Annotated in this window: 19 protein-coding genes and 1 riboswitch; of the genes, 8 read left to right on the top strand and 11 right to left on the bottom strand. The window is 74.1% G+C overall.

The window, feature by feature from the left end:
* Nucleotides 1–23: 23 nt before the first annotated feature.
* A complete protein-coding gene (locus tag ACZ6ZR_RS05595) occupies nucleotides 24–587 on the bottom strand; it encodes a YidB family protein (RefSeq protein WP_465640054.1) in 564 nt (187 codons plus the stop codon).
* A riboswitch (cobalamin riboswitch) is annotated at nucleotides 586–767 on the top strand. It overlaps the preceding gene by 2 nt.
* A gap of 69 nt (nucleotides 768–836) precedes the next feature.
* Here ACZ6ZR_RS05595 and ACZ6ZR_RS05600 point away from each other — a divergent pair.
* From ACZ6ZR_RS05600 to ACZ6ZR_RS05625, 6 genes are all read left to right on the top strand, one after another.
* Entirely contained in the window at nucleotides 837–1,793 is a 957-nt protein-coding gene (locus tag ACZ6ZR_RS05600; RefSeq protein WP_465639653.1) for a cobalamin biosynthesis protein, read from the top strand.
* On the top strand, nucleotides 1,790–3,310 hold the full coding sequence (locus ACZ6ZR_RS05605) for a cobyric acid synthase (RefSeq protein ID WP_465639655.1): 1,521 nt from the start codon (nucleotides 1,790–1,792) through the stop codon (nucleotides 3,308–3,310). Before ACZ6ZR_RS05600 ends, ACZ6ZR_RS05605 begins: the two co-directional genes overlap by 4 nt.
* Nucleotides 3,307–5,325: a putative cobaltochelatase gene (locus tag ACZ6ZR_RS05610; protein ID WP_465639657.1), complete on the top strand. Its 2,019-nt coding sequence runs from the start codon at nucleotides 3,307–3,309 to the stop codon at nucleotides 5,323–5,325. Before ACZ6ZR_RS05605 ends, ACZ6ZR_RS05610 begins: the two co-directional genes overlap by 4 nt.
* A 4-nt stretch (nucleotides 5,326–5,329) precedes the next feature.
* On the top strand, nucleotides 5,330–5,926 hold the full coding sequence (gene cobO / locus ACZ6ZR_RS05615) for a cob(I)yrinic acid a,c-diamide adenosyltransferase (protein ID WP_402300539.1): 597 nt from the start codon (nucleotides 5,330–5,332) through the stop codon (nucleotides 5,924–5,926).
* Between the two features lie 16 nt (nucleotides 5,927–5,942).
* Complete coding sequence (locus ACZ6ZR_RS05620) at nucleotides 5,943–7,307, top strand: cobyrinate a,c-diamide synthase (RefSeq protein WP_465639659.1); 1,365 nt, start codon at nucleotides 5,943–5,945, stop codon at nucleotides 7,305–7,307.
* Nucleotides 7,308–7,446: 139 nt separating this feature from the next.
* Complete coding sequence (locus tag ACZ6ZR_RS05625; protein WP_465639661.1) at nucleotides 7,447–7,914, top strand: hypothetical protein; 468 nt, start codon at nucleotides 7,447–7,449, stop codon at nucleotides 7,912–7,914.
* Here the strand turns inward: ACZ6ZR_RS05625 and ACZ6ZR_RS05630 are convergent.
* The 6 genes from ACZ6ZR_RS05630 to ACZ6ZR_RS05655 all read right to left on the bottom strand — a co-directional run bounded on the left by ACZ6ZR_RS05630 (nucleotide 7,907) and on the right by ACZ6ZR_RS05655 (nucleotide 13,570).
* Entirely contained in the window at nucleotides 7,907–8,473 is a 567-nt protein-coding gene (locus ACZ6ZR_RS05630; protein ID WP_465639663.1) for a GNAT family N-acetyltransferase, read from the bottom strand. The two genes, ACZ6ZR_RS05625 and ACZ6ZR_RS05630, sit on opposite strands and share 8 nt — an antisense overlap.
* A 68-nt stretch (nucleotides 8,474–8,541) precedes the next feature.
* Entirely contained in the window at nucleotides 8,542–9,675 is a 1,134-nt protein-coding gene (locus ACZ6ZR_RS05635) for an FAD-dependent monooxygenase (protein ID WP_465639664.1), read from the bottom strand.
* Nucleotides 9,676–9,716: 41 nt separating this feature from the next.
* Entirely contained in the window at nucleotides 9,717–10,280 is a 564-nt protein-coding gene (locus tag ACZ6ZR_RS05640; protein WP_465639665.1) for a GTP-binding protein, read from the bottom strand.
* A 1-nt stretch (nucleotide 10,281) separates the two neighbouring features.
* Nucleotides 10,282–10,638, bottom strand: a complete 357-nt coding sequence (locus tag ACZ6ZR_RS05645; RefSeq protein ID WP_465640056.1) for a DUF742 domain-containing protein — start codon at nucleotides 10,636–10,638, stop codon at nucleotides 10,282–10,284.
* 44 nt (nucleotides 10,639–10,682) lie between these two features.
* Nucleotides 10,683–11,123: a roadblock/LC7 domain-containing protein gene (locus ACZ6ZR_RS05650; RefSeq protein WP_465639666.1), complete on the bottom strand. Its 441-nt coding sequence runs from the start codon at nucleotides 11,121–11,123 to the stop codon at nucleotides 10,683–10,685.
* Nucleotides 11,120–13,570: a nitrate- and nitrite sensing domain-containing protein gene (locus tag ACZ6ZR_RS05655; RefSeq protein ID WP_465639668.1), complete on the bottom strand. Its 2,451-nt coding sequence runs from the start codon at nucleotides 13,568–13,570 to the stop codon at nucleotides 11,120–11,122. Before ACZ6ZR_RS05655 ends, ACZ6ZR_RS05650 begins: the two co-directional genes overlap by 4 nt.
* Nucleotides 13,571–13,888: 318 nt before the next feature.
* On the opposite strand from ACZ6ZR_RS05655, the gene ACZ6ZR_RS05660 reads away from it, so the two are divergent.
* Together ACZ6ZR_RS05660 and cobC are read left to right on the top strand one after the other, a co-directional pair.
* Complete coding sequence (locus ACZ6ZR_RS05660) at nucleotides 13,889–14,365, top strand: OsmC family protein (RefSeq protein ID WP_465639670.1); 477 nt, start codon at nucleotides 13,889–13,891, stop codon at nucleotides 14,363–14,365.
* A 67-nt stretch (nucleotides 14,366–14,432) separates the two neighbouring features.
* The gene (gene cobC / locus ACZ6ZR_RS05665) at nucleotides 14,433–15,914 is read left to right on the top strand and encodes an Rv2231c family pyridoxal phosphate-dependent protein CobC (RefSeq protein ID WP_465639672.1); all 1,482 of its coding nucleotides are present in this window, start codon (nucleotides 14,433–14,435) and stop codon (nucleotides 15,912–15,914) included.
* Here the strand turns inward: cobC and ACZ6ZR_RS05670 are convergent.
* The 4 genes from ACZ6ZR_RS05670 to ACZ6ZR_RS05685 form a co-directional block, all read right to left on the bottom strand.
* On the bottom strand, nucleotides 15,908–16,540 hold the full coding sequence (locus ACZ6ZR_RS05670; RefSeq protein WP_465639674.1) for a hypothetical protein: 633 nt from the start codon (nucleotides 16,538–16,540) through the stop codon (nucleotides 15,908–15,910). The two genes, cobC and ACZ6ZR_RS05670, sit on opposite strands and share 7 nt — an antisense overlap.
* A gap of 80 nt (nucleotides 16,541–16,620) precedes the next feature.
* A complete protein-coding gene (locus tag ACZ6ZR_RS05675; protein WP_465639676.1) occupies nucleotides 16,621–17,898 on the bottom strand; it encodes a VWA domain-containing protein in 1,278 nt (425 codons plus the stop codon).
* A 101-nt stretch (nucleotides 17,899–17,999) separates the two neighbouring features.
* Nucleotides 18,000–18,830 carry an ammonia-dependent NAD(+) synthetase gene (nadE, locus tag ACZ6ZR_RS05680; protein ID WP_465639678.1) on the bottom strand — a complete coding sequence of 277 codons (831 nt, stop codon included), beginning with the start codon at nucleotides 18,828–18,830 and terminating at the stop codon, nucleotides 18,000–18,002.
* 41 nt (nucleotides 18,831–18,871) lie between these two features.
* Complete coding sequence (locus tag ACZ6ZR_RS05685; RefSeq protein WP_465639680.1) at nucleotides 18,872–19,387, bottom strand: HAD domain-containing protein; 516 nt, start codon at nucleotides 19,385–19,387, stop codon at nucleotides 18,872–18,874.
* Nucleotides 19,388–19,528: the final 141 nt, after the last annotated feature.

A 19,528-nucleotide genomic window follows, 5' to 3' on the forward strand; every position in this document is an offset into this window, starting at 1 on the left:
CCCCTGGGGTGACCGCTTCGCCATCAGTGGAGCTTGCCGAAGAGTTCCTCGATGGTGGCCGGGGTGGGGAGTTCGCCGTTGGGGGTGAGGCGGTCGACGGTGGTGGGGAGGTGGGCGGCGAGGGTGTCCGCGGCCTGGGTGGGGGTGATGCCGGCGTTGCGGGCGAGCATTTCCAGTTCGCCGGGCGGGAGGGCGGCGGCGAGTTCGTCGCCGGTGACGGGGTGGTTGTCGCCGGTGCCGACCCAGGAGCGGGCCTGGGAGCCGAGGCCGCCCTCCGTCAGTTGTTGGAGCAGGGCGGCGAGCCCGTTGCCCCGGCCCGCGCCGTTCGCGGCGAGCGAGCCGAGCAGGATGGAGAGCAGGTTCCCCGCGCTGCCGTTGCCACCGCCGCTGCCGCCGAGCAGGCCACTGAGGAGTTTGCCGAGATCGGTCATCGCCGTCCCTCTGTTCTTCCGGGTCCGGCGCGGCAACGCTGCCGCGCCATGGTCAGCCTCGCCCGCCGCGAGGCGCGCCGCACGGCGGGGCGGACAACCGTGTGACCAAGCCCTCCGCCGGCTTTGTTGACGCCCGGTCGAGGGGCGTGGTGGGATCTTTCAGCCAATCGGAGGCAAGGAGAGGAAGCCGGTGCGAATCCGGCGCGGTCCCGCCACTGTCACCGGGGAGCACGCTCGATCCATGGTCACGACGGCCCGCCCAGGCGGCTGTTGGAAGGCCCGAGGGTGCATCGGACCCGGAAGCCAGGAGACTCTCGCCGCCGCTACGTCGATCCAGGGCGCGGACCCTGAGTGAGGACACGCACTGATGCCGCCTGCCCGGAGCCACACCGACTCGCCCGCACCGTGCGTCGTCTGACCCCCTTTCTGCTGGGCGCCGCCGCCGGCTACCTGGCGGACGCCCGCTTCGGCGATCCCCGGCGCGGCCATCCGGTGGCGCTGTTCGGTTCGGCCGCGACGCGGCTGGAGCGCCGGGTGTGGCGCGACGACCGGGCCGTGGGCGCCGCGTACACCGCCGTCTGCGTGGGAGCCGTCGCCGCCGGGGCCGCGCTGGCCGGGCGGGTGGTGCGCCGCAGCCCGGTGGGTACGGCCGCGCTGGCCGCCGCCGCGACCTTCACGGTGCTGGGCGGCAGTTCGCTGACGAAGGAGGCCCGGACCATCGGGGCCTCGCTGGAGGCCGGGGACCTGACGGCGGCTCGGGAGCGGCTGCCACACCTGTGCGGGCGGGACCCGAGCGGGCTGGACGGGCAGCAGATCGCCCGCGCCGTGGTGGAGTCGGTGGCCGAGAACACCGCCGACGCCGTGGTGAACGCGCTCGCCTGGGGCGCCCTGGCCGGGACGCCGGGGCTGCTGGCCTTCCGGGCCGTCAACACGCTGGACGCGATGGTGGGGCACCGCTCGGCGCGGTACCTGCGGTTCGGCTGGGCCTCGGCGCGCCTGGACGACGTGGCGGGCTGGCCGGGGGCGCGGCTGACCGCGCTGCTGGCGGTGGCGGCCGCGCCGGAGCCGGGGACGGCCTGGCGGGTGTGGCGGCGTGACGGTTCGTCACACCCGAGCCCGAACGCCGGGCAGGCGGAGTCGGCCTTCGCGGGCGCCCTGGGGGTGCGCCTCGGGGGGACGCTGCAGTACGGGGAGCGGGTGGAGCACCGGCCGGTGCTCGGGGCCGAGCTGCGCCCCGTGGGCGTGCGGGACATCGAACGGGCCTGCGCCCTGTCGCGCCGGGTCGGCGCGCTGGCGCTGGGCGTCGCACTGGTCGGACGGGCCGTCATCTCCGGCACGGGCCGGAAGGGGAGGACAACGTGAGCAACGCGCTGCTGGTCGCCGGGACCACCTCGGACGCCGGGAAGAGCGTCGTGACGGCGGGCATCTGCCGCTGGCTGGCCCGGCAGGGGGTGCGGGTCGCTCCGTTCAAGGCGCAGAACATGTCGCTGAACTCCTTCGTCACCGCCGACGGCGCCGAGATCGGCCGGGCCCAGGCGATGCAGGCGCAGGCCGCCCGGGTGGAGCCGGAGGCGGCGATGAACCCGGTGCTGCTCAAGCCCGGGGCGGATTCGCGCAGCCAGGTGGTGCTGCTGGGCAAGGCGGTGGCCGAGGTCGGCGCCATGGACTACCGGGAGCGCAAGCCGTACCTGCTGGAGCGCTCGCTGGAGTGCCTGGCCGATCTGCGCAGCCGCTTCGAGGTGGTGGTCTGCGAGGGCGCCGGTTCGCCGGCCGAGATCAACCTGCGGGACCGGGACATCGCCAACATGGGGCTGGCCACGGCGGCGAAGCTGCCGGTGGTGGTGGTCGGCGACATCGACCGGGGCGGGGTCTTCGCCGCGATGTACGGGACGCTGGCGCTGCTGTCGGCCGAGGACCAGGCGCTGGTGGCGGGCTGGTTCGTCAACAAGTTCCGGGGCGACGCGCGGCTGTTGGAGCCGGGGCTGAAGATGCTGCACGACCTGACGGGCCGTCCGGTGCTCGGCACCCTGCCGATGCTGCCGGGCCTGTGGCTGGACGCCGAGGACTCGCTGGACCTGACCACGGTGGTGGACCGGGGCGCGGTGCGCGGGCCGGTCGGCAAGGACGTGCTGCGGGTCGCCGTGGTGCGCTTCCCCCGGCTGTCGAACTTCACCGACCTGGACGCGCTGGCCCAGGAGCCGGGCGTGCTGGTGCGCTGGGCGACCAGGGCCGAGGAGCTGGCCGACGCGGACCTGGTGGTGCTGCCCGGCACCCGGGCCACCGTGGCGGACCTGGCCTGGCTGCGCGAGCGCGGCATCGAGCCGGTGCTGCGCGAGCGGGTGGCGGCGGGCCTGCCGGTGCTCGGGGTCTGCGGCGGGTACCAGATGCTCGGCCGGGAGATCGTCGACGAGGTGGAGTCCAAGGCCGGGCGGGTGGACGGTCTCGGGCTGCTGCCGACCCGGGTGGTGTTCGGCCGGGAGAAGGTGCTGGCCCGGCCGGTCGGCGAGGCGTTCGGCGAGCGGGTGGAGGGGTACGAGATCCACCACGGCGTGGTGACGGTCGAGGGGTCGACGGAAGCCTTCTTGGACGGCTGCCGGGTCGGGCCGGTGTACGGCACCACCTGGCACGGGGCGCTGGAGAACGACGGCTTCCGCCGCGAACTGCTGAGGATGGTCGCGAAGTTGGCGGGGAGGGCGTTCGTGCCCGCCCCGGACACCTCTTTCGCGGCCGCCCGCGAGGAGCGGCTGGACCGGCTCGGGGACCTGATTGAAGAGCATGCCGACACGGATGCCCTGTGGAGAATGATCGAGTCCGGCGCACCGGCCGGCCTGCCCTTCGTCCCGCCGGGGGCGCCGCACACCGTGGAGACCGACCGATGACCGACGTGCGTTACCCCTTCACCGCGATCGTCGGGATGCCCGACCTGCGGCTCGGGCTGCTGCTGAACGCGGTCTCCCCCGCCGTCGGCGGGGTACTGGTGCGCGGCGAGAAGGGCACCGCCAAGTCCACCATGGTGCGTGCGCTGGCCGGGCTGCTGCCCTCGATCGCCACCGTGCCCGGCTGCCGCTTCGCCTGTGACCCGGCGAGCCCGGACCCGCAGTGCCCGGACGGCCCGCACTCCGAGCCCGCGGCGGACGAACGGCCCGCCCACCTGGTCGAGTTGCCGGTCGGCGTCACCGAGGACCGGATCGTCGGCTCGCTCGACCTGGAGCGGGCACTGGCCGAGGGCGTGAAGGCGTACGAGCCCGGGCTGCTGGCCAGGGCGCACCGGGGCGTGCTCTACATCGACGAGGTGAACCTCCTGCAGGACCACGTGGTGGACCTGCTGCTGGACGCCGCCGCGATGGGCCGCTCCTACGTGGAGCGCGAGGGCGTCTCGGTGCGGCACGCGGCGCGCTTCCTGCTGGTCGGCACGATGAACCCGGAGGAGGGCGAGCTGCGCCCGCAGCTGCTGGACCGCTTCGGGCTGACCGTGGAGATCGCCGCCACCCGGGACCCGGAGGAGCGGGCCGAGGTGGTCCGCCGCCGGCTGGCGTACGACGCCGACCCGGCGGGCTTCGCGGCGCGGTTCGGGGCCGAGGAGGACGCGCTGGCCGAACGGATCACCACCGCACGGGAGTTGCTGCCGCAGGTGGAGCTGACCGACCTGGCGCTGCGTCAGATCACCGCCGTCTGCGCCGCGTTCGAGGTGGACGGCCTGCGGGCGGACATCGTGATGGCCCGCACCGCCGTCGCGCTGGCCGCCTGGGAGGGCCGGACGGAGGTGCTGGAGGAGGACGTCCGCAAGGCCGCCCAGCTGGCCCTGCCGCACCGGCGCCGCCGCAACCCCTTCGACGCGCCGGGCCTGGACGAGGAGCAGCTGGACCGCACCCTGGACGAGCACCGCGAGGAGCCCCCGCAGGGCCCCGAGGACGACGGCCCGGACAACGGCGGCGGCCCGGACGGCGGTGGCGAGCCCGAGCCGCAGGGCGACGCGCCCGACGGCAGCGCGGCCTCCGACGCGCCCGCCGGCGAGGAGCCCAACGTTCCTTCGCAGGGCGGGAGTTCGAACGCCCCGGTGGCCTCCGCCGGGGAGCCGTACCGGACCAGGCTGTTCAAGGTGCCCGGTACCGGGAAGGGCGCCCAGGGGCGCCGCTCCCCCGCCGAGACCGACGGCGGGCACACCATCCGGGCCCGGCGGCCGCAGGGCCACCTCTCCCGGCTGCACCTGAGCGCCACGCTGCAGGCCGCCGCGCCGCACCAGGTGGCCCGCGGCCGGTCCGACCGGGCGTTGCTGCTGCGCAAGGACGACTTCCGCGAACAGGTGCGCCAGGGACGGGAGTCCAACCTGGTGCTGTTCGTGGTGGACGCCTCCGGCTCGATGGCGGCCCGGCAGCGGATGACCGCCGTCAAGGGCGCCGTGCTCTCCCTGCTGATGGACGCCTACCAGCGCCGGGACAAGATCGGCATGGTCACCTTCCGGGGCGCCGGCGCCGAGTTGGCGCTGCCGCCCACCTCCTCGGTGGAGGTCGGCGCGGCCCGGCTGGAGCAGCTGCCGACCGGTGGGCGGACCCCGCTGGCGGCCGGGCTGCTGCGGGCCCACGAGACGCTGCGGATCGAGCGGATGCGCGATCCGCACCGCCGCCCGCTGCTGGTGGTGGTCACCGACGGCCGGGCCACCGGCGGCAAGGACGCGCTGGCGCAGGCCGGGCGGGCCGCCGGGCTGCTGGCCGCGCAGGGCACCGCCAGCATCGTGCTGGACTGCGAGTCCGGCCACGTCCGGCTCGGCCTGGCCCGCACCCTGGCCGGTCAACTGGGCGGCCCCGCCGTCACCCTGGACGAACTCCGCGCCGAGGGCGTCGCCGCCCTGGTGCACGCGCACCGCCCCTCCTCCTCCCTGCGAAAGGCAGCCTGAACCCATGCCCAAGGGCCAGCCCGAGACCGTCCCCGACGACGGTCTGACCACCCGTCAGCGCCGCACCCAGCCGATCACCGCCGTGCACACCGGCCCCGGCAAGGGCAAGTCCACCGCCGCCTTCGGGATGGCGCTGCGGGCCTGGAACCAGGGCTGGCCGGTCGGGGTGTTCCAGTTCGTGAAGTCGGCCAAGTGGAAGGTCGGCGAGGAGAACGCGCTCAAGGTGCTCGGCGCCTCCGGCGAGGGCGGCCCGGTGGACTGGCACAAGATGGGCGAGGGCTGGTCCTGGGTCCAGCGCGACATCGAGTCCTCCGAGGAGGCCGCCAAGGAGGGCTGGGAGCAGGTCAAGCGCGACCTTGCGGCGGAGAAGTACCGCTTCTACGTGCTGGACGAGTTCACCTACCCCATGCACTGGGGCTGGGTGGACGTGGCCGAGGTGGTGGACGTGCTGAAGAACCGCCCGGGCAACCAGCACGTGGTGATCACCGGCCGCTACGCCAAGGACGAGCTCCTCGAACTGGCCGACCTGGTCACCGAGATGACCAAGGTGAAGCACCCCATGGACGCCGGCCGCAAGGGCCAGCGCGGCATCGAGTGGTAGTAGGAAGCACAGCTACGTGAACATCCCCCGTCTGGTCGTGGCCGCCCCCTCCTCGGGGGCGGGCAAGACCACCGTCGCCACCGGTCTGATCGCCGCGCTCGCCGCGCGCGGGCTCGCCGTCTCCCCGCACAAGGTCGGGCCCGACTACATCGACCCCGGCTACCACGCGCTGGCCGCCGGGCGGCCGGGCCGCAACCTGGACGCCTTCATGTGCGGCCCGGAGCGGATCGCCCCGCTCTTCCTGCACGGCGCCGCCGGGGCGGACGTGGCGGTGGTCGAGGGCGTGATGGGCCTGCACGACGGGGCCGCCGGGCGCGGGGAGCTGGCCTCCACCGCGCACGTGGCCAAGCTGCTGCGGGCGCCGGTGGTGCTGGTGGTGGACGCCTCCTCGCAGTCCCGCTCGGTGGCCGCGCTGGTGCACGGCTTCGCCTCCTGGGACCCGGAGGTGCGGCTGGCCGGGGTGATCCTCAACCGGGTCGCCTCCGACCGGCACGAGCAACTGCTGCGGGAGGCCCTGGAGGAGGGCGGCGGCGTGCCGGTGCTCGGCTCCGTCCGGCGCTCGGCCTCGGTCGCCACGCCGTCCCGGCACCTGGGCCTGATCCCGGCCGTGGAACGCTCGGAGGCCGCCCTGGCAGCCGTCCGGGACATGGGTGAACTGATCGGCGCCTCGGTCGACTTGGACGCCGTCCTGGAGCTGGCCCGGACCGCTCCCGATCTGCCGGACGCACCCTGGTCCGCGGCGGCGGAGGTCGAGGTCGTCCCCGGGCGGCCGCGGATCGCCCTGGCGGGCGGGGCGGCGTTCTCCTTCTCGTACGCGGAGAACGCGGAGCTGCTGGCGGCGGCGGGGGCCGAGGTGGTCCCGTTCGACCCGCTGCGGGACACCGAACTGCCGTCCGGCACGGCGGGGTTGGTGATCGGTGGCGGCTTCCCCGAGATGTACGTCGGCGAGCTGAGCGCCAACGAGGGGCTGCGGAAGGCGATCGCCGGGCTGGCGGCGGCGGGGGCGCCGGTGGCGGCGGAGTGCGCCGGACTGCTGTACCTGGGGCGGGAGTTGGACGGGGTGGCGATGTGCGGCGTGGTGGACACCACGGCCCGGATGACGCAGCGCCTGACCCTCGGCTACCGCGAGGCGGTGGCCCTGACCGACAGCGTGCTGGCCCCGGTCGGCACCCGCCTGCGCGGCCACGAGTTCCACCGGACGGTCTGCGAGCCCGGGGCCGGCCCCGCCCCGGCCTGGGGCTGGCGCGGGCCGGACGGACCCCGGACGGAGGGCTTCGTCGAAGGCTCGGTGCACGCCTCGTACCTGCACCTGCACTGGGCGGGCGCACCGGAGCTGGCCGTCCGCTTCGTCCGCGCGGCGGCTGCCCACCGGGACCACTGAGCGCGTGTGCCCTTTCGGGCAGCCCTCGTCCGCATTCGAACATCCTCCGACGGGAGGCGTTGACGGGGCGTCAGATCCACCGGGAAGGTGACGGGGGCATGCCCGTTCGTGGGCTACCCGTCACCCTCCAGGAGGACCCTTGCCGAACTTCCGTACCCTCGCCGGCGCCGTCGCGCTCGCCGGGACCGTACTCGCCACCGTGCCGGCGCAGGCCGGTGCCGCGACCGCACCGAAGTCGGACGCGCCGGCGGCAGCCGTCACCATCCAGGCCGCGCGCAGCATGCTGGTGACGGTGCAGAACCGGGCCAACTACACGCTGAACCTGCAGTCGGCCACCCTCCGCCACGGATGCTGGACGGACAACCTGTTCCCGGGCAGCGTCGCCCCCCACACCAACCTCGTCTTCAGCAGCCAGTCCTGCGGCGCGCTGACCGGCACCGAGGGGACGGCGAGCTTCACCTCCCCCGTCGGGGAGTTCACGATCACCTGGAACAACCCCTACGCCGGATCCAACTCCAGCGACTGCACGTTCCCGCGCAACGGGCCCCGCTGCGCGCTCAGCGGGGGCAGCGGCGACAACGCGCACCTCGTGGTGACGATCAGCTAGTGCCGTGCCCGGTACTAGGCAGCGGGAGTTCGTAGATCAGCTCCAGGCCGTCCTCCTCGTCCCACTGTTCGCCGCAGTGGACGAAGCCGAAGGCGATGACGGTGGCGAGGGAGGCCTCGTTGTCCGGGCTGATGGTGGCGCGGACCACGGTGACGTCCGGTTCGGCGGCGGCCCGGCGGATCATCGCGGCCAGGATGGCCTTGGCGTAGCCGCGGCGGCGGTGGGCGGCGTCCACGCCGTAGCCGACCTCGACCATGCCGCGCTCGTCCGGCGGGCCGTGGAACCCGGCCGCGCCGATCGGGACGTCGCCGGAGAGGACCGCGCGGGTGACCCAGTCGGCGCTGGTGGGGTCCTCGGCGATCTGGTGGTAGCGGCGGCGCCAGGTGCCGCGCATCTTCTCGTCGGCGACGTAGTCGGCGAGCGGAAGGCCCAACTCGGCCACCGCGGCGGGGAGGTCACCGGCCATCAGGAGGCCCATCACGGGGCGGGGCACCTTCACCAGGCTGACCTGGAGCGGGGCGTCGGGGGCGGAGGTCCACGGAGCTGATCGTTCTGTCACGGACGGATGCTCGCCCACCCGGCGGGGGCTGTCCAGCGGTTATCGGCCGGACAGCCCCTGACGGCGGATCAGTACGGCTTGACCAGGACGTGGGCGGCGCCGGGGATGCCGATCTTGAGGAGTTCGTCCTCCTCGGGGGTGGTGGGCGTGCCGGTCTCCTGCTTGAGCACCGCGCGGGAGAGCGACTGGACGAACATCGCACGCGGGCGGCGGCGGGCCTCCCAGGCCGCCAGGGCGGCGGGCAGCGACTCGGCGGCGTCCAGCTCCTGGGCGAGCACCAGGGCGTCCTCGACGGCCATCGCGGCGCCCTGGGCCAGGTGCGGGGTGGAGGCGTGCGCGGCGTCGCCGGCCAGCACCACCCGGCCGACGTGCCAGGGCTCGTCCACGGTGACCTGGGAGATCCGGGAGTACACCACGGCGGCCGGGTCGGTGACGTGGCCGAGCGCCTCGGCGACCGGGCCGGCGAAGCCGGACAGCCGCTCGGCGAGCTGCTCGTGGGCCCGCTCCGGGTCCGGGCGGAAGTCCTCGGCCTCGGCGAACACGGCGCCCAGGTACATGAGTTCGTCGGTGATCGGGGTGAGCAGCGCCTTGGCGGCCTGGTTCCCGGTGCTCATCACCACGCCCTGCACCTCGGGCTGGCGGGGCACGGTGACCCGCCAGTTGGCGAAGCCGGTGTACTCGGGGCGGTGGCGGTCGCCGTACAGGCGGGTGCGCAGCGGGGAGCCGATGCCGTCGAAGCCGACCACCAGGTCGTAGCGGCCGGTGGAGCCGTCGGAGAGGGTGACGTCCACGCCCTCGCCGTCGTCCGCGAGTTCGGCGATGGTGGTGGAGAAGCGCACCGTGGCGCCGGCCTCGGCGGCGGCCCGGCCGAGCACCTCGGCCAGCGCCGGGCGGGGTATGCCGTTGTTGGCGGGGGCGTCGTCCATCCGGGGCTGCGGGATCTTCGCCAGGGTGGCGCCGGCCGGGTCGCAGATGGTCAGCACCTCCCACTCGAAGCCGGCCTTCAGGCACTCGCCCAGGACGCCGAGTTCACGCATCACGTGCAGCGCGTTGGAGGGCTGGATGATGCCGACGCCGAGGGCGTCGAGCTGGTCGCGGAGCTCGGCGACCTCGACGGTGTGGCCGCGGCGGGCCAGTGCGACGGCGAGGCTGAGGCCGCCGATGCCGCCGCCGTGGACGAGGACGCGCAGGGGTTGTGCCATGGGTGTCTCCGGGGGGAGTTGGGGAGCTGGGGAAGGGCCGGTCAGCCGACCGGGAGGGCCATCAGGTGGTCGACCAGGGCGAGCAGCACGTCCCGGCCGAAGGGCCGTTCGCGGATGTCGCCGACCAGCATCGGCACGTGCGGGTCGAGGTCGAGCGCGGCCCGGATCTCGTCCGGGGTGCGGGTGTTGACGCCGTGGAAGCAGTTGATCGCCACCACGAAGGGGATGCCCCGGCTCTCGAAGAAGTCGATCGAGGCGAAGCTGGTCTCCAGTCGGCGGGTGTCGGCGATGACCACCCCGCCGAGTGCGCCGTTGACCAGGTCGTTCCACATGAACCAGAAGCGCTCCTGGCCCGGGGTGCCGAACAGGTAGACCACCAGCTCGGGGCTGACGGTGATCCGGCCGAAGTCCAGGGCGACGGTGGTGGTGTCCTTCTGGTCGACCCCGGCCAGGTCGTCCACGCCGACGCTGGCGGTGGTGAGGTACTCCTCGGTGCGCAGCGGGGCGACCTCGCTGACGGCACCGACCATGGTGGTCTTGCCGACGCCGAAGCCGCCGGCGATCAGGATCTTGACGGCGTTGGCGCCCGCCTGAGTGGTCGTCATCTCAAAGCCTCCTCAGTCCCTCGCGTACGGCGGCCAGCAGGCCTCGGTCGGCCCCGCCCGCGGCCCGGGCCACCGAGATCGGGGCGCGGGCGGTCAGCAGGCCCTGCTCGACCAGGTCGCCGAGCAGGATCTTGGTCACCGAGACCGGCAGGTTCAGGTCGGCCGCGACCTCGGCCACCGCGGCGGGCCGGCGGCAGCGGTCCAGGATCATCCGGTGCTCGGGCTGGAGCCGGCCGGGCCGGGCCGGGCCGCCGTAGGCGTCGGCCGGCGCCGGCACGCTGGTGAGCAGGGTGATCAGGGTGAGGTCGTCCCGTTCGGACACGGTGCGGCCGGAGGTGATGGTGTACGGCCGGACCATGCTGTCCGCGCCGTCGTCGCCCTCCTCCTCGTCCCAGTACGGGTTCACCCGCGCTGCCCACCCCGAGCGGCGAACGCGTCGAACTCGCCGCGCTGCGCGGCCCCGAGCTTCTGGCCCACCTGCTGCACCAGGTTGTGCATGGCCAGCGACATCACCTCGGCGTCGACCTCCTGGGAGGCGACCACGGCCAGGTGGGTGCCCTGGCCCGCGGCGATGACGAACAGCCAGAGCTCGGCCAGCTCGACGATCACCTGGTGCACCGGACCGCCGTTGAACAGCTGGCCGACGCCGCGGGCCAGGCTCTGCTGGCCGGTGGCGACGGCGGCCAGGCGCTCGGCGTCGGAGCGGTCGATGCTGCGGGAGTGGCTGACCACCAGGCCGTCGTCGGAGAGCAGGACGGCGTTCCTCGTGCCGGCCACCTGGTCCACCAGGCCGTCCAGCAGCCAGTCGAGGTCGTGGTCGGTGGCGGTCGTACGCGTCGTCATGTCCGGTCTTCTCTCGTCGGGATGGTGTGGTGGTTGCCGGTGTCGCCGGAGCGCGCCTCCCGGGACCGCCGCTGGAACGCACCGATGGCTGCTCCGGCCCGTCGGGGGGCCGGTCGGAACAGCGGGTTCTCGTCCCAGCGGGGCGGCACGGGGGCGGACGGCGGGCCGTCCGGGTCGATCCGCAGCTCGTCCACCAGGCTGGCCTGGCGGACCCGGCGGGGCAGCGGCGCCTCGCCCTCCGGCGGAGCGGGCAGCGGGTCGGGGCGGTAGGGCTCCGGCTCGGGTTCCGGCCGGTAGGACTGCGGCTGGTACGGCTCCGGGTTGTACGGCTCCGGGTGGTGGTACTGCGGCTGGTACGGCTCCGGGGCCCCGTACGGCGGCGGCAGCGCGGGGAGGTCGTGACGGGCCGTCAGCTGCTCCTCCGGCGGCGGCGCCGCCGGCAGTGCGCCGAACTGCGGGAGCGGCTCGACGGTGGCGTACCGGTCGGCGCCGCCGATGGCGGTGACGCCGGCCAGCGCCTGGCCGCGCGAGCGGGTGGGCAGGCCGCCGTGCTGCTGCGGGGCCGCGGCGACCGGGCGGAGGGTCGGGTCCGCGACGATCAGCTCCTCCGGGACGAGCACCACGACCCGGGTGCCGCCGAAGGCGGACTGGCGGAACTCGATCCGCAGGCCGTGCTGGGCGGCCAGGCGGGCCACCACGTAGAAGCCGAGCCGGATGTCGTCGCCGCGGGCCAGCACGTCGGTGCGGGGCGGACGGGTCATCAGGCGGTTGGCCTCGGCGATCTGTTCCTCGTCCATGCCGAGGCCGCGGTCCTCGACCTCGATCGCCACGCCCCGGCTGACCCGGCCGGCCCGGAGCTCGACCGGGTTCGGCGGGCGGGAGAAGCTGAGCGCGTTCTCGATCAGCTCGGCGAGCACGTGGGCCACCGGGCCGACGGCGCGCTCGGAGAGCCAGGGGCTGCCGTCCAGGTCGATGACGACCCGGCGGTAGTCCTGCACCTCGCCCTGGGCCGCGCGCATCACGTCCAGCAGCGGGACCGGCTTGCGCCAGCGGCGGTGCGGGGTGCCACCGGCCAGGATCACCAGGTTCTCCTCGTACCGGCGCAGGCGTGCGGTGAGGTGGTCGAGGTCGAAGAGGCCCTCCAGGATCTCCGGGTCCTCGTGCCGGCGCTCCAACTCGTCCAGCTTCTTCAGCTGCTGACCGATCAGCAGCTGGGTGCGGCGGGCGATCCGCTGGAGCAGCCGCTCGAAGCCGCGGTGCTGGTCGGCCTGGGCCACGGCGGCCTGGAGGGCACTGGTGCGGGCCAGGTTGAAGGCCTCGGCCAGCTTGGCCAGCTCGTCCTCGGTGCGGGCCCACGGGTCGGGCTCGATCGCCCGGGCCAGCTCCTCGGAGTCGATCTGCTCGCCGTTGCCGAGCCGCTCGACCACCGCGGGCAGGTCGTTCTCCAACTGCTCCGCCTGCTCCTGGAGGCGGCCGATCCGGCGGCGCAGGGTGCGGGTGAGCCGCCAGCTGGTGACCGCGACCGCGACCACCGCGATCAGGCCGACCACGGTGGTCAGCAGGAGTCGCAGGGCCAGGGACATGATGCTGCCCTTGCCCTCCTCGACCACCAGGCCGGTGCGGTGCTCCAGCAGCGCGACCAGCTGCGGGGTGATGGCGTCGACCGACTGGCGCCAGGCGTCCCGGTCCACGCCGAGGGCGATCCGGCCGTCCCGGCCGGGGGCGGCCTGCTTCACCAGCTCCTGCTCGGCGCGGGTCTTGGCCTGCCAGGCCTGGCCGGTGGCGATCTGCTGCCACATCGCGGTCTCGTCGGCGGGCAGGTAGGGCGCGACCTGGGTGTTGAACTGGAAGGTCTGCTCGGCGATCGCCTGCCGCAGCTGCTGGTGGTCGTCGGGGGCGAGCGAGCCGCTCGGCCAGCCCCGGGCCAGCAGGGCGTCCGAGCGGGAGATCATCTCCTTCGCCCAGAACAGGTCCACCAGCGGCTGGGAGATGGTGGTGATCCGGCCGTTGTCGACGTGGCTGAGCGCGGAGAACAGCTTCAGGTCCACCGCGATCAGGTCGGTGTAGTAGCCGTAGACGGCGGCCTGCTGCTGCTCACCGCCACTGTTCACCAGGGCCCGCTGGGCGGGCAGCTGGTTGATCGCCTGCCGGGCCTGCCGGACCGCCTCGCGGACCTCCTCGGGCGCGTCGTCGGCCGACACTCCCGAGAGCTTCTGGAAGTCGGCGATGGCCTGGTCGGTCTTGACCCGCTGCGCCCGCAGCGCGTCGCCGACCCCGCCTCGGTTGGCGAGGACGTCGGCGCTCAGCCGCCGCTCCTCCTGGAGGTTGTAGTACACGATGTTGGACGGCTGGCCGGCCTCCTGGGCGAGCAGGCCCTGGGCGGCCTGACGCTGGAAGTCGAGGAAGAGCTGTCCGCTGGTGACCGCCCACAGGGCGGCAAGCGCCACTCCGGGGACGATGGCCAGCACGAGCAGGGTCGCGCGGAGCGACAGTCGGCCCGTGACGATCCGGCTGGAAGCGCGCGTGCGCAGGGCTAGCTCCTTCGGACGTGGCACCAGTCGGTCACAACTGGTCGAATCTGATAGGACTCTGACGGATGGATATTAGTCGCACCGCATATCGACGGGTGAAACCACCATGGCGGTCAGATGAACGACGCACCGTCACACCCCCGCTGAACTGCCCTTCCTTACAGCTGAACTGATGCACGGGCCGGCTCCGACAGGTCCAGACCTCACGACCACCCCGCACCCTCCGGAGACGTGATGAGCCGTCAGCACACCTACACCCTCGCCGTGACCTGGACCGGGAACACCGGCGCCGGCACCGCGAACTACCGCGCCTACGAGCGCTCCCACGAGGTCGCGGCCGAGGGCCTGCCGACCATCATCGGCAGCTCCGACCCGCTCTTCCGGGGCGACCCGTCCCGCTGGAACCCCGAGCAGCTGCTGCTCGCCGCGCTCTCCCAGTGCCACCTTCTCTCCTACCTCCACCTGTGCGCGGTCAACAAGGTGGTGGTCACCGCCTACGTGGACGAGCCGGTCGGCACCATGGTCGAGGGAGCCGGGGACGGCCGCTTCACCGAGGCCGAGCTGCGGCCCCGGGTGGTGGTGACCGACCCGGGCATGGTGGAGAAGGCCCTCGCCCTGCACGCCGACGCCAACCGGGCCTGCTTCATCGCCAACTCGGTCAACTTCCCGGTGCACCACCGGCCCGAGGTGACGGTCGCCACGGCCGATTGACCGTCCCGTCCGGGCGTGATGGGATTCCGGCGGTCCATCGGTCGTCGGGAGTCCGGAGTAGCCCCTCGTGCAGCAGCCCTCCCTGGTCATCGGCGTCGGCGGCGGCAGCGGGGTACCCGGCGCCGAAGTGCTGGCCCTGATCGACTCCACCCTGGCCGGGCTCGGCCGGGCACGGCAGGACGTGGCCCGGCTGGCCACCGTGTCCGCCAAGACCACCGAGGCCGGGCTGCTGGCCGCCGCCGCCGAGCTCGCCGTGCCGCTGGCCGGCTACCCCGCCGAGGAGTTGGCCGCCGTACCGGTGCCCGGCCCCTCGGGAGCGGTGGCGGAGGCGGTCGGTACCCCGAGCGTGGCCGAGGCCGCCGCCCTGCTCGCCGCAGGGGCCGGCGGCCGGCTGCTGGCCGGCAAGCAGAAGTCCGCCCGGGCCACCGTGGCCGTCGCGACGGCGGCATCTGCCGTCGGCACTGACGAAGGCACTGACGAGGGCACAACCCTCCCCGCCGAGGCCGCCCCTGACGGGGAGCCGGATCTGCGGCACCACGGGGACGTGGAGGTGCGGGCGGCCGGGCTGGTGGACCTGGCGGTGAACGTGCGGACCGGGACCCCGCCGCAGTGGCTGCGGGAGCACCTGGCCGCGACGCTGGGAGAGCTGGCCGCGTACCCCGAGGGGAGCCGGGCCCGGGCCGCCGTGGCCGCGCGGCACGGGCGGCCGGTCGAGGAGGTGCTGCTGACCTCCGGGGCGGCGGAGGCGTTCGTGCTGCTGGCCCGGGTGCTGGCGCCCCGTCACGCCGTGGTGGTGCACCCGCAGTTCACCGAGCCGGAGGCGGCGCTGCGCGACGCCGGGCACCGCGTCGCCCGGGTGCTGCTCTCCCCCGCCGGCGGCTTCCGCCTCACCCCCGGCGCGGTCCCCGAGGAGGCCGACCTGGTGGTGGTCGGCAACCCGACCAACCCCACCTCCGTCCTGCACCCCGCCGCCACCCTGGCGTCCCTCGCCCGCCCCGGCCGGACCCTGGTGGTGGACGAGGCCTTCGTCGACACCGTCCCCGGCGAGCGCGAGAGCCTGGCCGGCCCGCGCGAGCTCCCCGGCGAGGTGGTGGTGCTGCGCAGTCTGACCAAGACCTGGGGCCTGGCCGGGCTGCGGATCGGCTACGTGCTCGGCCCCGCCGCACTGATCGCCCGCCTCGCCGCCGCCCAGCCGCTCTGGCCGGTCTCCACCCCCGCGCTGGCCGCCGCCGAGGCGTGCAGCACCCCCGCCGCACTGGCCGAGGCGGAGGCCGCCGCCCACACCATCGCGGCCCAACGCGCCCACCTGCTGGCCCGGTTGGCGGAGTTCCCGGCCGTCACGGTGTACGGGGAGCCGGCCGCGTCCTTCCTCCTCGTCCACGTCCCCGGCGCGGCCGCGCTGCGCGAGCGCCTGCGCGAGGCCGGCTACGCGCTCCGCCGGGGCGACACCTTCCCCGGCCTGGGCCCGGACTGGCTGCGGATCGCGGTCCGGGACGAGGCCACCACGGACGCCTTCGCCGCGGTGCTCGCGGAGGCCCTCGGTCAGTGACCGCCCTTGGGCTCGACGCAGCCGCCCTCCATGTAGACCCCGTGCACCTCGGCGGTCGCCTTGGCGGTCGCCTTGGCAGCGAAACGGACCGTCACGCAGGGACCGACCCCGGGCACCATCAGGGCCAGTGAGCCCGGCGCGTAGTCCAGCTGGAGCTCCACGTTCTCCCTCGGGTACCCGAGGTTCTCCAGAGTGGTCCGCACTGCGGCCGCCCCCGCCGCCGGCCCGTCCGCGGGCAGGGCCGCCAGCATCCGGGCGGCGTGCGCCTCGCCTCGGCAGCGGGCCGTGGCGGTGAGCGTGAGGGTGGTCTTGAAGGCGTGGTTCTCCGCGTACTTGGGGTTCTCCGGCGCGGGGCCGCTCCCACCGCCCACCGTCGGGGTCGGGGTCGGCGACGGGGTCGCGTCGGTGACGGCGGCGCAGCGCTTCGCCACCTCCGGGAAGCGCGCGTCGTGCACGGCCACGGCCTCGACGGCCTTCTGCGAGGCCGAGGCCTGAGCCGACGCCTGGGCCGAGGCCCTGGTCTCCGTCGCCCCGGTGCTGCCCGGAGCGGGGCGGCTGCCGCAGCCGGCCGTCGTCAGGAGCAGGGCGGCGGCGCCGGCGACGGCGGGCAGCAGGAGGCGTCTCACGGTGGGCTCCGGTGGGCGGGGTGCGGCGGCAGGGTCCCGTCGATCATGCCGCACCGGTCCGCCACCGGTCGTGAGTACCCCTACTCAGATCCCGTGCGGCGCACGATGCCCAGCGCCGTGGCCTCGGCCAGCCAGCGCGGGTACTCCTCCAGCAGGGCGTCGTAGAGCGCGTCCTCCTGCCAGCTGCGCGGGTCGTCGCCGGCCGCGAAGAAGTCGGCGTTGTCCACCTTGCGGCCGTCCAGGTCGTCCAACCCGGCCAGGAAGCCGAGCTGTTCACGGCGTCCGAAGCCGACGAACTTCCAGAACAGCGGCTGCTTGGAGGCCGACTTCAGGGCCCGCCGGGTGGCGCCCCCGTCCGAGGGGTCGCCGTCGGTCTGGAAGACCACCAGGGCCGGGGTGCCGGGGGCGCGTCGTTCGTGCAGCTTGGTCACGGCCTTGATCGCCGGGGCGTAGGCGGTGCCGCCCATGTAGAGACCCTGCCGCAGCTCGTTGATCCGGCCCTGGTGGGTGGCGAGTTCGAGCTCGGCGGTCTTGGCGACGGAGTGGGAGAAGAGCACCAGCGGGACGGTGCCGTCGTCGTCCAGGTTGGCCGCCAGGCCGAGCACCTGCTCGGCGAAGACCTGCACGTCGCCCCGGTCGTAGTAGTGGCCCATGCTGGCCGAGTAGTCCAACACCAGGTAGACGGCGGCCCGTTGGCCGGAGAGGCCGCGCCGTTGGAGGGAGGCGCCGGCGCTCTGGTACTTCGTCAGCAGCGCGGGGGCGACGGCGGCCACCTTCTCGAAACTGATCGCGGCACCACTGGGCACCGGGGCGGGGGCGGGGGCGGGCGTGGCAGCGGGGGCCTCGGCCGGTGCCTCGTCCCGCTCGACGCTCACCCCGTAGTCGGTGGCCAGGGCGGCCAGCCCACCCGCGTAGCCCTGACCCACGGCGCGGGCCTTCCAGAGCGTGCCGCGCCGGTACAACTCGGCCAGCACCACCACGGTCTCGCCGTCCGCCATCCCCGGCGGGACGAACTCCAGCTCCGCCGCACCGTCGCCGATCAGCACCGAGGGCGTGGTCTCCGGCCGGAAGATGGTGCCCGGCAGTTCCACGTCCACGCTGGCGACCACCACCACGGACGCCACCCCGGCCGGCACCTCCGTGAACCGGGCGGTGATCCGCGCACCGTCCAGCCGCACCCCGTCCCGGCCCGGGTTGTTGAAGAAGACCAGGTCCTCGTCGGTCCTGACCTTGCCCCGCTCGTCCACCAGGAGCGCCGAAACGTCCACCGCCACCCCGCCGGAGACGACCGTGACGGTCACCTCCGGTCCGGCGAGCGTGGCGTTGGCGCCCTTGGCAAGGCTGCTGGTACCCGACATCTGCATCCCCCGTGTCCCCCGAGTCGTTGCGGAGGTCACAGGGTCACGGTCGGGCCGACGGCCCGTCAAGGGAGGCGGGTGGCCAAGGGCTTCAGGGGACGTCAGGGGGCGATCGGGAGGCGGCGCTTGTGGTCAGTCAGCCGGTAGCGGTTGACGATCTTCTCGAAGGAGGCGGCGTCGACCGGCTTGCCCTCCAGGAAGTCGTCGATCTCGTCGTAGGTGACGCCGAGGGCGTCCTCGTCGGCCTTGCCCGGGGCGAGGTTCTCCAGGTCGGCGGTCGGCACCTTCCAGACCAGTTCGGCCGGGGCGCCGAGGGCGTCCGCGACGGCGCGGACCCGACGCTTGGTCAGGCCGGTGAGCGGCACCAGGTCGGCGGCGCCGTCGCCGAACTTGGTGAAGAAGCCCGAGACCGCCTCGGCCGCGTGGTCGGTGCCGACCACCAGACCGTCGTGGGCGCCGGCCACCGCGTACTGGGCGATCATGCGCTGGCGGGCCTTGACGTTGCCGAGCAGGAAGTCCTGGTGGTGGGCGTCGCGGAAGGCGGCGCCGCCTTCCAGCACGGCGGCCAGCATGGCGTCGCTGGCGGGCTTCACGTCGACGGTCAGCACGTGGTCGGCCTGGATGAAGGAGAGCGCCAGCTGGGCGTCCTTCTCGTCCGCCTGCACGCCGTACGGCAGCCGCATCGCGTAGAACTCGGCCTGGTGCCCGGCCGCGCGGGCCCGCTCCACGGCCAGCTGGCAGAGCCGGCCGGCGGTGGTGGAGTCGACCCCGCCGCTGATCCCGAGCACCAGCGACCGCAGCCCGGTGGAGGTCAGCCGCTCGGCCAGGAAGGCCACCCGCCGCTCGATCTCCGCCTCGGCTTCGAACACCTCCGCGACCTCGAGGTCCCGGGCGATCTCCTGCTGAAGGGCACTGGCGGCCGGCTCACTCACGTCTGCTCCTACTGCTGTCCCGACACTCTGTCCCACCCACCCTACTCAGCCCCACCGCGCAGCCCTCCGGCCCACTCCACCAGCAACGCGAAGTGGGCTCCGCCCAGCCCGTACCGGTGGTCCACCGACACGGTCAGGGCGAGCCCGGGATGGTGCCGGGCGATCCACGCGGTGTCCTGCGGCTCGAGCTCGTCGTCCACCCAGGCGAACGGCCGCCCGGCGGCCCACTCGACGATCCGCCGGGTCTTCCAGTGCAGCCCGTCGGGATCACCGCCGTGCGCGGACGGCCAGTCCACGTAAGGGAGTTGGGGCAGGCCGAGCAGCGGGGAGATCCAGGTGTCGGCCTCCGCCTGCCAGCTGGTGCACCAGACCAGCTGGTACGGCAGGGCGAGCAGTGCGGGCCCGTGCGCCGGATTCAGCCGCACCGTGCGGGGCAGCCGGGGCGAGGTGGGGTGCACGTCGTGCGGGGCGTAGCCGTCGGGGCAGTGGGTGGGGTCGGCGGTGTAGGGGCTGAGCGGGCCGTCGACGTCGAGGAGGAGCAGAGGGCGGTCCGTCATGGTGTCAGAATGCGGCCGCACCCGCCGGAGATCCACCGTACGGGTGATGGAGCGTCACCCCTGACGGCGAAGTAGGGCCGCCAGGGCCGTACTTCGGGCTTTCTGGGGTGCGGAGGGCTGGATGATCGGGGGCGACCACGA

The organism is Kitasatospora sp. NPDC088742, assembly GCF_055584905.1.

Excerpts from the sequence above, each read along its gene's own strand:
- ACZ6ZR_RS05675 (WP_465639676.1), bottom strand. The coding sequence starts at position 17,898 with ATGTCGGGTACCAGCAGCCTTGCCAAGGGCGCCAACGCCACGCTCGCC.
- ACZ6ZR_RS05645 (WP_465640056.1), bottom strand. The coding sequence starts at position 10,638 with ATGGTCCGGCCGTACACCATCACCTCCGGCCGCACCGTGTCCGAACGG.
- ACZ6ZR_RS05635 (WP_465639664.1), bottom strand. The coding sequence starts at position 9,675 with ATGGCACAACCCCTGCGCGTCCTCGTCCACGGCGGCGGCATCGGCGGC.
- cobO (WP_402300539.1), top strand. The coding sequence starts at position 5,330 with ATGCCCAAGGGCCAGCCCGAGACCGTCCCCGACGACGGTCTGACCACC.
- ACZ6ZR_RS05660 (WP_465639670.1), top strand. The coding sequence starts at position 13,889 with ATGAGCCGTCAGCACACCTACACCCTCGCCGTGACCTGGACCGGGAAC.
- ACZ6ZR_RS05650 (WP_465639666.1), bottom strand. The coding sequence starts at position 11,123 with ATGACGACGCGTACGACCGCCACCGACCACGACCTCGACTGGCTGCTG.
- ACZ6ZR_RS05685 (WP_465639680.1), bottom strand. The coding sequence starts at position 19,387 with ATGACGGACCGCCCTCTGCTCCTCCTCGACGTCGACGGCCCGCTCAGC.
- ACZ6ZR_RS05640 (WP_465639665.1), bottom strand. The coding sequence starts at position 10,280 with ATGACGACCACTCAGGCGGGCGCCAACGCCGTCAAGATCCTGATCGCC.
- ACZ6ZR_RS05610 (WP_465639657.1), top strand. The coding sequence starts at position 3,307 with ATGACCGACGTGCGTTACCCCTTCACCGCGATCGTCGGGATGCCCGAC.